Origin of the sequence: Pantoea sp. GbtcB22, from assembly GCF_019091025.1 — a bacterium.
Taxonomy (GTDB): Bacteria; Pseudomonadota; Gammaproteobacteria; order Enterobacterales; family Enterobacteriaceae; genus Pantoea; species Pantoea leporis.
In genome coordinates, this window is the sequence record NZ_JAGXKB010000004.1 from 366064 (window position 1) to 380671 (window position 14608).

The following is a 14608-nucleotide window of genomic DNA, read 5'->3' on the forward strand; positions in this document are numbered from 1 at the left end:
AAGCCTCCCTCTGGATGCAAGCTATCTCCCGAAAGAGACCGGAATAAAAAGAGCAGCTCATTAAGGACGTGACAACAGTGTCTTGAGAGCCCTTGCTCGGTGCTGCGACGCCTGCTCTTTACTGAGCGGCACAAGAATTGATACCGCCGCGCTGGCTTACATTGTCACGCTGCGGTACACGAAATAATGCAGGTAATGTCAAAAGAAGTTTAAGGAGACTCTCAATGTCCACGCAAAAACCGAATCCCTATGGTTTGTATGACCCATCAGCTGGCAGTGACAGCTGTGGTGTAGGTTTCATTACCCGTAAGGACGGCGAGCAGACTCATGAGATTCTGCGGATGGCCCATAGCGCGCTGTGCACGGTTCCGCACCGAGGCGGCATGTCTGCCGAAGGCGTGGGCGATGGCGCGGGTGTGAACGTCGATCTCTCCCTGAACTTCTTCCGCAAGGTCACCGGTCTGGCGCTGGAAGCCGGCCGTTTTGGCGTCGGTAACTTCTTTGTACCAAAAGACGCAGAGCTGCGTGCAAATGCTGAGCGTCTGGTTGAAGAAACGCTGGCGGCGCATAACTTCCCGGTATTAGTGAAACGCGATATGCCGCTGGACGGCAGCGTGACGCGCCCGGCCGCCCTGCAATTCCAGCTGCCGATTGTGCAGTGGATTTTTGCCGCGCCGCAGGAAGTGACTGAACAACTCGAATTCGAGCGCCAGATTTATCGCGCACTGCTGGATATCGAAGCGCGCGCCTTTACCGAAAGCGAATTCGGCGGCCTCTATCCGCTGTCGCTCTCTTCGCGCACGCAGGTATTTAAAGCGCGTCTGAACTCCAACGAAGTGATTCCTTACTTCAAAGATTTGACCGATGCCGATCATCAGGTGCGCGGGCTGTTCTTCCACACCCGTTTCTCGACCAACACCGATCCGCATACCACCATGGCGCAGCCATTCCGCTTAATGGCGCACAACGGCGAGCTGAACACCGATCGTAAAAACCGCATTGCCGAAGCGGCACTGATGCTGGCGCGCGGTAAAAAAATCGTGCGTCCAAAAGGTCAGTCCGACAGTTCGCGTCTCGACCAGAGCATCCATAGCCGTTTGATGGAAGATAACCTCGACCTGATCAACGCCGTAGTTTCGATGATGCCGCCAGCGTGGGAGAACGATACCTCGCTCTCGAACGAAGTGCGCGCCATGCTCGAGTACTTCTCTTTATATGAAGAGAAGAACGATGGCCCAGCTGCGCTTATCTTCGGTAACGGTGAAGTGATCGGCGCGCGACTTGACCGCCTCGGTCTGCGTCCGCTGCGTTCCGTTGAAACCGCGGAGTACATCGGTGCGATGTCTGAAGCGGGCCAGATCGCCTTCCCACCGGAAAGCGTGCTGCGTCGTGGCCGTATCGAAGCGGGCGGCATGCTCTATTACGATCACAAAGAGAAACGCTCTTACACCACGGTTGAAGCGCTGGAAAAACTGGCCGCTGAAAAAGATTATCTGTCACTGCTGAGCAAAGCGCGTATCGATCTCGCCGACCTGCCAGAAATTCAGGCAGAGCAGCTCGGCTCGCCGCTGCGTTATCGTGGTGACCTCAAAACCTATCAACGTTTTGTCGCCTACTACTACAACCAGGAAAGCTTCAAATTCATGATGGATCCGATGCTGCAAACCGGCGCTGAGAAGATCTCAGCCATGGGTTACGGCAACGCCATCAACGGCCTGTCTGACCACGAAGGCGGCATGGCGCACTACTTCTCACAACGATTTGCCCAGGTTACCAACCCGCCGCTCGACTCCATTCGTGAAGCGGACGGCATGACGCTGCGTGTTGCGCTGGGTGCGAAGCCGCATCTCGGCCGCAGCAAAGGTCAGCAAATCATTGTTCCGACGCCAATCCTGACGCACCTCGACATGCTGCGCCTGCGCGAGCAAACCGTCGCTCCTTATGCGCGTTTCGAGATGCTGTATGAGCCGGTGGTCGGCAAAGATATCGTCAGCCGTGCGGCCAACGCCAACGCGCTGGAAAAAGCCATTGATAACTTAGCCCAGCAGGTTGTCGATTTCGCACGCCAGCAAGGCGGCATCGCGATGATCACCGATCGTCATATCTCTTCAACTCACGCAGCGATCCCGATGCTGCTGATGGTGTCGGCGATCAACCAACGTCTGGTGCAGGAAGGTCTGCGTCTGGATGTTTCGCTGGTGGTCGAAAGTGGTCAAAGCATCTCTTCACACCATATCGCGGCGACGCTGGGCTTCGGTGCTTCTGCCGTTTACCCACTCGGCGTGCAGATGCGTGCGGAAGAGAAATTCGGTGAAGGCGAAGAAGGCAATAAAGCCTTTAAACGCTATGCCAAAGCAGCCGAAAAAGCGCTGATGAAAACCATGGGTAAAGTCGGCCTGTGTACCGTTGAGAGCTACAGCTGCGGCGAGTTCTTCGAGCCGAACTTCCTGAATACCGACGATCCGGTATTGAAAAAGTATTTCCCGAATATCAAAACGCCGGTTGGCGGCGCGGGCTTCCCGGCGATCGCCCAGATGGCGGTAGACTGGCATCAAAGCGCATTAAAAATTCAGGGCGAAGCGGAAGTGCCGTTGCTCGGCCTGTTCAAAGAGCGTGCTGAAGGCGCGGGCCACTCATACGGCACCATCGCGGTGCGTACCTTCATTGATATGACGGAACAACCGATTCGCTTTGCTAACAAAGAGCGCGAAGAGGACAACTTTATTCGTTTGATGACGCTGGCCAAACTGGATAATGCGTTCAACATCAAAGCGGAAGCCTTTAAAGACAGCAGCTTCGAGCGCATCCCAAATGATGTGATCGACAGCTTTGCCATCACGCCAGATTATCGTCAGTTCTCCAGCCTGATGCATGCCGAGCGTAAACGCCGTCCGGCGGCGCTACGTGACATCCTCGCGCTGCCGTGCGATTTGACCCACGTGGACAGCGAAGCCGAATTCGGCCGCAAACTGGGCCGCTACTCGCTGGTGAACAACGGTTTCGCTACGCGTGGCCTGAAATGTGAAGCAGTGAACGGCAGCCTGAACCATTTTGAGCTGCGTCTGATCGATGCCATTGCTGGCCTGAAACCGGAAAGCGAGCGTCTGGAAGCGCTGGCGCGGGCGCTGAAAACCCGTTTCACCGACGATATCGAAAGCAGCAACGTGGCGGATGGCGTGCTGCACATCACCGCTTACGGCAAAGCGGCCGATTATCTGTCGCTGATCTTCACCGCGCTGCCATCGCTGCCGCTGGAAGAGATTCAGCCAGCCCACGAAATCACCCGTACCTTTGCTTCCGGTGCGATGAGCCACGGTGCGTTGGTTGCGCCGGCGCACGAAGCTGTCGCGCATGGTACTAACATGGTTGGCGGCATGAGTAACTGTGGTGAAGGTGGCGAGCACTATTCACGTCACGGCACCATCCGCGCGTCACGTATCAAGCAGTTGGCATCCGGGCGTTTCGGCGTGTGGGCGGCTTATCTTGCTGACCCAATGCTGGAAGAGCTGGAGATCAAAATCGGTCAGGGCGCGAAGCCCGGTGAAGGCGGCCAGCTGCCGGCACCAAAAGTGACCGTTGAGATTGCCGCAGCGCGTGGCGGTACGCCGGGCGTTGAGCTGGTTTCACCGCCGCCGCACCACGACACTTACTCCATCGAGGATTTGGCGCAGCTGATCCACGACTGTAAAGCCGCGCGCGTGCGTGTCATCGTCAAACTGGTTTCATCTGAAGGTATCGGCACCATCGCCGTCGGCGTGGCGAAAGCCGGCGCGGATGTCATTAACGTCGCAGGTAACACCGGCGGCACCGGCGCAGCGTCCGTTACCAGCCTGAAATATACCGGCCGCGTCGCGGAAATCGGCATCGCTGAAGTGCATCAGGCGCTGTGTGCCAACGGCCTGCGCGACAAAGTGCAGCTGCGCTGCTCCGGCGCGCAGCAAACCGGCAGCGATGTGATCAAATCTGCCCTGCTCGGCGGCGATAGCTTCGAGTTCGGCACCACCGCGCTGATGATGCTGAAATGCGTGATGGCGAAAAACTGTAACGTCAAATGCCCGGCCGGTTTAACCACCAACGCCGAAGCCTTTGATGGTGATCCGCGTCAGCTGGCGCAGTACTTCATCAACGTGGCGCAGGAAGTGCGTGAGTTCCTCGCCCGCCTCGGTCTGCGTTCTCTGCGTGAAGCGCGTGGCCGTTCGGATCTGCTGCACTTGATGGATCACCCGCTGGAAGTCGGCAAACTGGATCTGCGTGCGATGTTGACCGTGGTGCCAGAGCAGAAAATTGCCAAGCCGGTGTATCTGGAAAAAGACTTTGAGCTGGATGATGGCTGGGTCAGCGAGCTGAAAACGCAGCTGGTTGGCGCGGCAAGCCGTGAAATCGCGCTGGGCGCGGGCATCACGCTGAACAACCGTAACAAAAGCGTCGGTGGTCAGCTGGCGATCGATATCGAACGCATGCTGAACCATGAACTCTCGACAGAGCAGCTGGCTGCATTGCCAGCGGTGCTGAAAGACGATCGCGGTCGTCACTATCTGGCGCCAGCCACCGTGCTGATTAACACCAGCGGTTCTGCCGGCCAGTCGTTCGGCGCGTTCTGCAACGACGGCATGCAGATGAAGCATTACGGCACCTGTAACGACGGTGTCGGCAAAGGCCAGTGCGGCGGCGAGTTGGTGGTGATGTCACCAGGCGGCGGCGCACAGGATAGCGATGGCAACGTGTTGATCGGTAACTTCGCGCTATTTGGCGCCACCGGCGGCCGTCTGTTCGTTCAGGGCCAGGCGGGTGACCGCTTCGCCGTGCGTAACTCCGGCGCAACCGCGGTAGTGGAAGGCGTTGGTGACTTCTGCTGCGAATACATGACCAACGGCGCCATCCTCAACCTTGGCACCTTTGGTAAAGGCTTTGGCAACGGCATGAGCGGCGGTTTCGCTTACCAGTACGATCCGTATGGATCGCTGGCAGCGCACGCGGCAGGTGATTCGGTGCTGTTTGGTTCCATCGCCGATGAAGACGAAATGGCGCAGGTGCACAAACAAGCGGTGCTGACCATGCTGAACTGGCATCTGGAAGCAACCCAATCGCCACGGGCGGCCTGGCTGCTGGATAACTGGGAAACCGAGTGCCACCACTTTGTTTATGTGATGCCGCGTTCACTGCTGCTGTATCAGGATGGCACCGAGATCCTGAAAGCCAAATCACGTAAAGACCTGCTTGAAGAGCTGTCAACCTCGCTGGCTGCGCATCAGGTTGCGAAGTTCAAATCAGCGTGGCGTGACGGTAAAACCATTGCCAACGGCGCAGTTCCGGCTTATGGCGCGACCGATACGCTAGAGATGTTTGTTCTGCTGAACAATTACACCGTTCTCAGCCTCGCGCAGCAGCTGGCGCTGGGCAAGCTGCCGAAAGGCACGGCGGTGGAAGATCCAGCAGTAGAAAAAGCGGTGCGTAATCTGCTGATGACCGAAGATTTCACGCTCATCAGCAAGCTGCAACGTCATGCACGCTCGGCGATTGAGAGTTACAGCGATGACGAGCTGGCAAGCCTGATCGCTGCGAAACGAATGTCAGATTACAAAGCGGCATTAACGCAGCGCAACATTCGCTCGATGGACAGCCTGGCGACTTACGGCTGGATCATCTATCAGGATGCCTGCATCCGTGAAGTGCTTGGTCATCTGCCTGATTTTGAAGAGCTGTTTGCGCGTGCTGCATTGCCAGAAATCGCTGCTGCGGTCGGGAAACTTTCCTGATTACAGCACCAATGAACAAGTGTAATTTTGACCTTTCCCTCAATACTTCATGGTGCAGAAAGGCGGCAAACGCATCTGCAACCTGAAGTATGAAAGGGATAAAATTTTGAACAGGATTGAGCCTTACCGATGAAAATTCCTTACATTCCTGAAGATGCACCGTTTAACGGTGAGCAGAAATACTGGCTGGCGGGCTTCCTCGCCGGTCTCCATTCGCGCCTGCTGGTATTAGAAGACAAGCAGAGCGCACCGGCTGCAGGTGCCAGCACCAATACGCAGTTGCACATCCTGTTCGGTTCACAGACCGGCAACGCTGAAGCGCTGTCGCAAACGGCCGCTAAAGCCGCACGCGCCAAAGGTTTGGTGCCGGTGGTTCAAGCGCTGGGCGAAGTGGATCTGGATGTGTTCGCCACCATGCGTCACGTGCTGATCGTCACCTCAACTTACGGCGAAGGCGAAATGCCGGACAACGCCCAGCTGTTCTGGAACGCGATTTCAGCCAGCACCGCGCCGCGTCTGGAGCAGATGCACTTTGCGGTATTGGCGATTGGCGACACCGGCTACGACGGTTTCTGCCAGGCAGGTAAATTCATCGATATGCGTCTTGAGCAGCTCGGTGCAAAACGCGTCGCCGATCGTATCGACTGCGATATCGACTTCGAAGAGCCATCCAGCGCGTGGATTGGTACGGCGATGCCGCAATTCGCCGCCAGTGCAGGCAGCAGCGGTACAGCATTAGAAAGCGCGCCAGAAGCGCCCGTCATTCCGGGCAGCAATAAGCAAAACCCATATGCGGCTGCGTTGGTGACTAACAAGCGTCTTTCGGCAGAAGAGTCGGCGAAAGATATTCGTCACTTCGAATTTGATCTCACCGACAGCGGTTTGAAATATGAAGCGGGCGATGCGCTGGGTGTGATCCCGGTGAACGACGCAGCACTGGTTTCACTGCTGCTGACTCAGCTCAAAGCAGATTACGAAACGCCAGTTCCCAGCTTTGATCGCAACCTCGGCGATCTGCTGACTTATCAGTTCGAAATCTCCGAGCCGTCACGCAAACTGATTGAGTGGGTTGGCCAGCACACCACCAACCAGGAACTGCGTCACGTCTTGCAGCACGACGATAAAGATACCCTTGCCGTTTGGCTGTGGGGCAAAGACACGCTGGATCTGCTGCAGCTCGAGCTGACGCGCAGCCTGTCGGTGCCGGAATTCGTTGCCATGCTGCGTCCGTTACAGCATCGCGCTTACTCCATCTCGTCGAGCTCGAAAGCCCACCCAAATCAGGTACATCTGACCATTGCTTCCGTGCGCTATCACAGCAGCGGCCGCGAGCGTAAAGGCGTGTGCTCAACTTATCTGGCTGAACGTGTACGTCGCGGCGAAAAGCCGGCGATCTTCATCTCACCAAACAAAGCGTTCCGTGTACCGTCAAACGGCAATGCGCCGCTGATCATGGTTGGGCCAGGCACCGGTATCGCACCGTTCCGCGCCTTCCTGCAGGAACGTCAGGCAACGGGCGCAGAAGGTAAAAACTGGCTGTTCTTCGGTGACCAGCATCAGGCACATGATTATATCTACGAGGAAGAGTTGCAGGCATGGCAGGAGAAAGGTCTGCTGACTAATCTGGATCTGGCCTTCTCGCGCGATCAGGAAGAGAAGATTTACGTGCAGAACCGCATGCTGGAGAAAGGCGCTGAGCTTTACGCCTGGCTGCAGGATGGCGCTTACTTCTACGTGTGTGGCGACGCATCTCGCATGGCAAAAGACGTTGATGCGGCGCTGTATGAAGTGGTTCGTCAGTTCGGTGGCTTGTCCAGCGAGCGCGCGGCGGCTTACATTGATCAGCTGAAGAAAGATAAACGCTACCTGCGCGACGTCTACTAAGACGCGCAGGCATAAAAAAAACGGGCCAATCGGCCCGTTTTTTATTGCACGTTTTACTTCACCACACGCAGTGAAGGTCGTCCGCCACGCGGCGGCGGCTCATCATCTGGCGAGTGATCGTCATCAGTCGCATCATCCGGACGATCGCCATCAATCACAGACATCATTGTCTCTTCCTGACCGCTACCTTCCTGCTCGTCCGTCGCCAGCTCGTAAGCCGGTTCCGGCTCGAACATGGTGCCAGCGCCGTTTTCACGGGCATAAATCGCCAGAACTGCAGCCATCGGCACAGAAACCTGACGCGGTACGCCACCGAAACGCGCGTTGAAACGCACTTCATCATTGGCGAGGTCAAGATTGCCTACCGCACGCGGCGCGATGTTCAGAACAATCTGTCCATCACGCGCATATTCCAGCGGCACCTGCACACCAGGCAGATTGATGTCGACCACCAAATGCGGCGTCAACTGGTTATCCAGCAACCAGTCGTAGAACGCCCGCAACAGGTAAGGACGACGCGCCGTTAGTTGCGACATTTCCATACATTAGCCCCGAGCTTGCAGGCGCATTTCACGTTCTGCTTCCGTCAGTGACGCAAGGAAAGAGTCACGTTCAAACACACGCGTCATATAGCCTTTCAGCTCTTTAGAACCGGCGCCAGACAGGTCAACGCCCATCTGCGGCAGACGCCACAGCAGCGGCGCCAGATAGCAATCCACCAAGCTGAACTCTTCGCTCATGAAGAACGGTGTGCGTGCGAACAGTGGTGCAATCGCCAGCAGCTCTTCGCGCAGTTGCTTGCGCGCTGCATCGGCTTCGGCACCGTTGGCGGTTTCGATGGTGCGCATCAGGCTGTACCAATCCTGCTCAATGCGGTGCATCATCAGACGGCTTTCACCGCGCGCTACCGGGTAAACCGGCATCAGCGGTGGATGCGGGAAACGCTCATCGAGGTATTCCATGATGATGCGTGATTCATACAGCGTCAGTTCACGGTCGACCAGCGTCGGTACGGTGCGATACGGGTTGAGGTCAATCAGATCCTGCGGCAGGTTATCCGTTTCAACCTGCTCGATCTCCACGCTGACGCCCTTCTCAGCCAGTACGATACGTACCTGATGGCTGAAAATGTCAGTCGGACCAGAAAACAGCGTCATTACCGAACGTTTGTTGGCAGCGACAGCCATGAAAACCTCCAAGTTTGTTCACAAAAAGATACTGCGAATAGCCAACCACGCGGCGACTCACCGGCTCATCAGATTCGCCTACCGTCAGCGTCAGGAGCATCGACCGGTCTTCCGGACAGGAACGACATGCACAACGCTGCGTCTTGCAGGCGCAAAGTGACAGTGAGTTTACCAGATTTTAAGCAGCTTGTGGGGCGGGCGTGATGATTTGCGGGCAAAATGCGGGTAAAGCTCGCGTTTTTCGTGGGAAAAAATCATTAATGCAGGCAATAAAAAACCCGCCGAAGCGGGTTTTTTGAGCCAACTGCCGCTGCCGAAGCAGCAAACAATTAACGCTTGGAGAACTGCGGACGACGACGTGCTTTACGCAGGCCGACTTTCTTACGTTCAACTTCACGCGCATCACGGGTAACGAAGCCCGCTTTACGCAGTTCAGAACGCAGAGACTCGTCGTACTCCATCAGAGCGCGTGTGATACCGTGACGGATCGCACCAGCCTGACCAGAAATACCACCACCTTTAACGGTGATGTACAGGTCAAATTTACCAACCATATCAACCAGCTCCAGCGGCTGACGCACGACCATGCGTGCAGTCTCGCGACCGAAGTACTGCTCCAAAGAGCGCTGGTTAATTACGATGTTACCGCTACCCGGCTTGATGAAGACGCGAGCGGCAGAGCTTTTGCGGCGACCAGTGCCGTAGTTTTGAGTTTCAGCCATTGCCTATAATCCCGATTAAATGTCAAGAACTTGCGGTTGCTGCGCCGCGTGGTTGTGCTCGTTGCCTGCGTAAACTTTCAGTTTACGGTACATAGCACGACCCAGTGGGCCTTTCGGCAGCATGCCTTTAACCGCGATTTCAATCACACGCTCAGGACGGCGCTCGATCATCTCTGCAAAGGTCGCTTGCTTGATACCACCGATGTGGCCAGTGTGGTGATAGTAAATCTTGTCAGTACGCTTGTTGCCGGTTACAGCAACTTTTTCTGCGTTCAGAACGATGATGTAATCACCGGTATCAACGTGCGGAGTGTATTCCGCTTTGTGCTTACCACGCAGACGGCGCGCCAGTTCAGTCGCCAGGCGACCCAAGGTTTTGCCCGTTGCGTCAACAACATACCAGTCACGCTGTACGGTTTCTGGTTTAGCTGTAAAAGTTTTCATTGAAAAGCTTACCCAAATAAAAAGTTACACGTTGGTGAAATCCCAAACGCTAAGTAAACGATTGAGGCTCACACGACCATTTTGCCCAGCAAGCCACCCCTTCAAGTGAGTTACCGGATCACATCGAGTTCTTGGGAAAGAAAACCGATGCTGTAACGTGGGGTCGCAAGATTATAGAGAAGTCGAACTCAAAGATCGAACCTTTTTGCATCTAAAACCTACGATTTATGCCACGTCATCAGGGCAGGTGCGGCAGACGCAAATACTCCTCGCTCTGCATCTCCTGCAAACGCGACAAGCAGCGCTGATACTCAAACTTCAAGCGTGTGCCCTGATAAATTTCAAACAGTGATGTTTCAGCCGCGACAACCAGTTTCACGTGGCGTTCGTAGAACTCATCGACCAACGCAAGGAAGCGGCGCGCCTGATCTTCGGTCTTATAAATCATCACCGGCACATCATACAGCAAGACGCTGTGAAAACGGCGCGAGAGCTCAATATAGTCGTGCTGACTGCGCCCTTCGCCGCACAGCGTCAGGAAATTGATCGCCAGCACGCCTTCATGCACGCCCAGCGTGGGCATCTGGCGATGGTTGATTTCCAGCACCGGCGCGTCTTCACGCGCTTTGCCGGACAGCGCGCGGAACATGCGCTCCATTTCGCTATGCGTGGCATCGTTGAGCGGGAAGTTCCACAAATGCGCCGACGTTAGTGTACGCAGACGGTAATCGATACCGGCGTCCACGTTCATCACTTCACAATGACGCTTGATTTGTTCGATGGCAGGCAGGAAACGCGGGCGCTGCAGGCCGTTGCGATAGAGCTCATCCGGCGGAATGTTCGAGGTGGCTACCAGCGAGATGCCACGCGCAAACAGCGCTTCCATCAGCGTGCCGAGCAGCATTGCGTCGGTGATATCTGAGACAAAAAACTCATCGAAACAGAGAATGTCGGTTTCCGCTTTAAAGCGATCGGCGACAATCAGCAGCGGATCGCTATGGCCTTGCAGCTGCGTCAGTTCCTGATGGACACGCAGCATAAAGCGGTGGAAATGCAGGCGCAGCTTACGATCACCAGGAATTGACTGAAAAAACAGATCCATCACCCAGGTTTTACCGCGTCCCACACCGCCCCACATATACAGGCCGCGCACTGGCGCTTCGCGGGTGCTTTTCTCTTTATTCATTATCTTAGACAAGCGGCCCAACAGACCTTTGGCAGCCGGTTCAACCTGTTGCTGGCGGGCAATCAATCCTTGCTGGATGGTATCTAAGCGGGTAATCGCTTCTCGTTGTACGTCATCCGGGCGGAATTCGCCCTGCGACAGCGCCTGCTCGTAGCGTGCAAGCGGAGATGAGGTTTGCATGGTTCTCTCAGAATCCCTGAAAAAGTCCGATTCACGGGTCGGTTGACGAAAATTAGGCCGCTCTACACTAAGCGATGCAGCCCGATAGTTCCACTTCCAATAGATTATTGGGTATAGTGGCTGCTATTGAAGTTGATGTTGCAACAGAAGCAATGCCCTACGAAACAACGGAAATTACACGGGAGTCATTATGACCTGGGAATACGGGCTGATTGGTTTAGTGATTGGCATTATTGTCGGCGCAGTCGTCATGCGTTTTGGCAACAAGAAGCTGCGTGAGCAGCGTAGCATGCAGTATGAACTGGAAAAATCGAAGGCTGAGCTGGCGGATTACCGCGAGGAGCTCACCAACCACTTCGCCCGCAGCGCCGAGCTGCTGGACAATATGGCGCATGATTATCGCCAGCTGTATCAGCACATGGCGAAAGGGTCTAACGACCTGCTGCCAAATCTGCCCGGCGAGAAAAATCCGTTTGCCTACCAGTTAACGGAAGCCGAAGCGGATAACGATCAGGCGCCGGTGCAGATGCCGCGTGATTACTCTGAAGGCGCATCCGGCCTGTTACGTGGCAGCGACCGCGCTCCGCGTAATTAATCCTTTTGGGGCACAGCTTAGCTGTGCCCTTTTTGTTTTCGAACACAAACCACAAACTACTGTCACACTTCTTTTATCCCTTTCGCAGCGAGAGCGTTGTAGCAATGAAAAAACAAGCACGTCTGTTAAGCGCATTAGCCTTAGGTATCGGGATGAGTTTGGCTGCGGCGCCGAGTGCGCTGGCAACTCTTCCCGCCCAGATTCAGGGACAAGCATTGCCAAGCCTGGCACCGATGCTGGAAAAAGTTCTGCCCGCAGTAGTGAGCGTGCGTGTTGAAGGTACCGACAGCGGTCAGCAGGCGCAGGATATTCCTGAACCACTGAAGCGCTTTTTTGGTCAGGCACCGGGACAATCGCAGCCGCAGCCTTTTGAAGGTCTGGGTTCTGGCGTGATCATTGATGCCGCTAAAGGCTATATCCTCACCAATAACCATGTGGTCAGCAACGCCGATAAAATCAGCGTGCAGCTGGGTGACGGCAACGAATATGACGCTAAGTTAATTGGTCACGATGAACAAACCGACATCGCATTGATCCAGGTTGAAGGCGCGAAAAATCTGACACAGGTGAAAATCGCCGACTCTGATTCGCTGAAGGTGGGTGATTTTGCCGTGGCCATCGGTAACCCGTTTGGTCTGGGTCAAACCGCCACGTCGGGCATCATCTCTGCGCTCGGTCGTAGCGGCCTGAATCTGGAAGGACTGGAAAACTTCATTCAGACCGATGCCGCGATTAACCGCGGTAACTCCGGTGGTGCGCTGGTGAACCTGAATGGTGAGTTGATTGGTATCAACACCGCGATTCTGGCGTCAAGCGGCGGCAACATCGGCATTGGCTTCGCCATTCCCGCCAATATGGCGATGAACCTGGCGCAGCAGCTGATTCAGTTCGGCGAAGTGAAGCGCGGTCAGCTTGGTATCAAAGGTACGGAAATGACCGCCGATATCGCCAAAGCGTTTAACGTTGATGCGCAGCGCGGTGCCTTTGTTTCGGAAGTGCTGCCGAAGTCAGCCGCCGAGAAAGCGGGCATCAAAGCTGGCGATATCATCACCTCCATCAATGATAAGCCAATCACCAGCTTTGCTGAGCTGCGTGTGAAAGTCAGCACCACGCCGCCGGGCCAGGATGTGAAAATCGGCCTGCTACGTGAAGGCAAACCGGTCAACGTCACCGTCACGCTGGAACAGAGCGCGCAAACCACCGCCAGCGCTCAGCTGATGTCGCCTGCACTGCAAGGCGCAACGCTGAGCGACGGCGCGACCAAAACCGGTGATAAAGGCGTGAAAGTCGATGCCATTGAAAAAGGCACGCCAGCGGAGCAAGTCGGTTTGCAGAAAGATGATGTGATCATCGGCGTAAACCGCAATCGCGTCGCTTCTATTGCCGAAATGCGCAAAGTGCTGGAAGGCAAACCGCCGGTGCTGGCACTGAACGTGGTGCGCGGCGAAGAGACGATTTACCTGCTTCTGCGATAATCCTCGCAACAGGCGGACAAGCAGGTGTTTGTCCGCCTTTCTCATGCTATTCTGCCCTGCGATCTCACCTGGCTTGAAATAACACCATGTTTCTTAAACTTTTGCGTTCTGTGGTGATGGGCCTGATCGTGGCTGGCTTACTGCTCGTCGCGATCCCTGCGCTGCGTATGGGCAGCAACGTCACCTTTGATCATGACAACAGCGACGATGAAGCACCCGTTAGTTTTAATCAGGGTGTGCGACGTGCCGTGCCCGCGGTCGTTAACGTCTATAACCGCAGCGCCCACGGCAACAATAATCGCGGAATCACCACGCTGGGTTCCGGCGTGATCATGAACGGCAAAGGCTACATCCTCACTAACAAACACGTGATTAATAACGCCGACCAAATCATCGTCGCGCTGCAGGATGGACGCTTCTTCGAAGCCACCTTAGTGGGTTCCGATGCCATGACCGATTTAGCGGTGCTGAAAATCAGCGCCTCCAACTTGCCGGTTATCCCCATCAACGCCAAACGTATGGCGCACATCGGCGACGTCGTCATGGCGATCGGCAATCCATATAACCTCGGCCAAACCGTGACGCAAGGCATCATCAGCGCCACCGGACGCGTGGGTCTGAGCTCATCCGGACGACAAAACTTCCTGCAGACCGATGCCTCAATCAATCAGGGTAACTCGGGCGGCGCATTGATTAACTCGCTGGGTGAACTGATGGGCATTAACACCTTGACGTTTGATAAAAGCAGCGATGGCGAAACGCCGGAAGGAATTGGTTTCGCCATTCCCACCGCGCTGGCGAGCAAAATCATGGATAAGCTGATTCGTGATGGTCGGGTGATTCGCGGCTACATCGGCATCACCGGGCGCGAACTGCCGCCGCTGCACGGCCAGGGCAGTAATCTTGATCGCGTGCAGGGCATTATCGTTAGCGACGTCACGCCTGGCGGCCCCGCCGATAGCGCCGGCATTCAGGCCAATGACGTGCTGCTGGAAGTGAATGGTAAACCGGCGCTCTCGGCGCAGGAAACCATGGATCAGGTGGCAGAAATTCGTCCGGGCTCGGTGATTGACGTGCAGATCTTGCGAAATGAAAAGAAAATGACCTTGCCGGTGACGATTCAGGAATTCCCGGAAGTGACCGCGCCCGCCACCACCACGCCATAAGGGCGCTTGCGCG

10 protein-coding genes are annotated in these 14608 nt (G+C 55.7%); 5 read left to right on the plus strand and 5 right to left on the minus strand.

The window, feature by feature from the left end:
• Positions 1-224: 224 nt before the first annotated feature.
• Positions 225-5756, plus strand: a complete 5532-nt coding sequence (locus KVT28_RS16015; RefSeq protein ID WP_217549242.1) for a glutamate synthase-related protein — start codon at positions 225-227, stop codon at positions 5754-5756.
• A gap of 129 nt (positions 5757-5885) precedes the next feature.
• The gene (locus KVT28_RS16020; protein ID WP_217549244.1) at positions 5886-7640 is read left to right on the plus strand and encodes a sulfite reductase subunit alpha; all 1755 of its coding nucleotides are present in this window, start codon (positions 5886-5888) and stop codon (positions 7638-7640) included.
• 53 nt (positions 7641-7693) lie between these two features.
• Here the strand turns inward: KVT28_RS16020 and sspB are convergent, their stop codons facing one another.
• The 5 genes from sspB to zapE form a co-directional block, all read right to left on the minus strand.
• A complete protein-coding gene (sspB, locus tag KVT28_RS16025) occupies positions 7694-8182 on the minus strand; it encodes a ClpXP protease specificity-enhancing factor (protein WP_064737765.1) in 489 nt (162 codons plus the stop codon).
• A gap of 3 nt (positions 8183-8185) precedes the next feature.
• Entirely contained in the window at positions 8186-8827 is a 642-nt protein-coding gene (gene sspA, locus KVT28_RS16030; protein ID WP_008104394.1) for a stringent starvation protein SspA, read from the minus strand.
• Between the two features lie 329 nt (positions 8828-9156).
• On the minus strand, positions 9157-9549 hold the full coding sequence (gene rpsI / locus KVT28_RS16035; RefSeq protein WP_007886600.1) for a 30S ribosomal protein S9: 393 nt from the start codon (positions 9547-9549) through the stop codon (positions 9157-9159).
• 15 nt (positions 9550-9564) lie between these two features.
• Positions 9565-9993, minus strand: a complete 429-nt coding sequence (gene rplM, locus KVT28_RS16040; RefSeq protein ID WP_007886599.1) for a 50S ribosomal protein L13 — start codon at positions 9991-9993, stop codon at positions 9565-9567.
• Positions 9994-10231: 238 nt separating this feature from the next.
• The gene (gene zapE, locus KVT28_RS16045) at positions 10232-11359 is read right to left on the minus strand and encodes a cell division protein ZapE (protein ID WP_110868087.1); all 1128 of its coding nucleotides are present in this window, start codon (positions 11357-11359) and stop codon (positions 10232-10234) included.
• Between the two features lie 190 nt (positions 11360-11549).
• Here zapE and zapG point away from each other — a divergent pair, with 190 nt between their 5' ends.
• The 3 genes from zapG to degS all read left to right on the plus strand — a co-directional run bounded on the left by zapG (position 11550) and on the right by degS (position 14595).
• Entirely contained in the window at positions 11550-11954 is a 405-nt protein-coding gene (gene zapG, locus KVT28_RS16050; RefSeq protein WP_064737767.1) for a Z-ring associated protein ZapG, read from the plus strand.
• A gap of 104 nt (positions 11955-12058) precedes the next feature.
• On the plus strand, positions 12059-13429 hold the full coding sequence (gene degQ / locus KVT28_RS16055; protein WP_217549246.1) for a serine endoprotease DegQ: 1371 nt from the start codon (positions 12059-12061) through the stop codon (positions 13427-13429).
• An 86-nt stretch (positions 13430-13515) separates the two neighbouring features.
• Positions 13516-14595 carry an outer membrane-stress sensor serine endopeptidase DegS gene (degS, locus tag KVT28_RS16060; protein ID WP_217549247.1) on the plus strand — a complete coding sequence of 360 codons (1080 nt, stop codon included), beginning with the start codon at positions 13516-13518 and terminating at the stop codon, positions 14593-14595.
• The last annotated feature ends 13 nt before the right edge of the window (positions 14596-14608 follow it).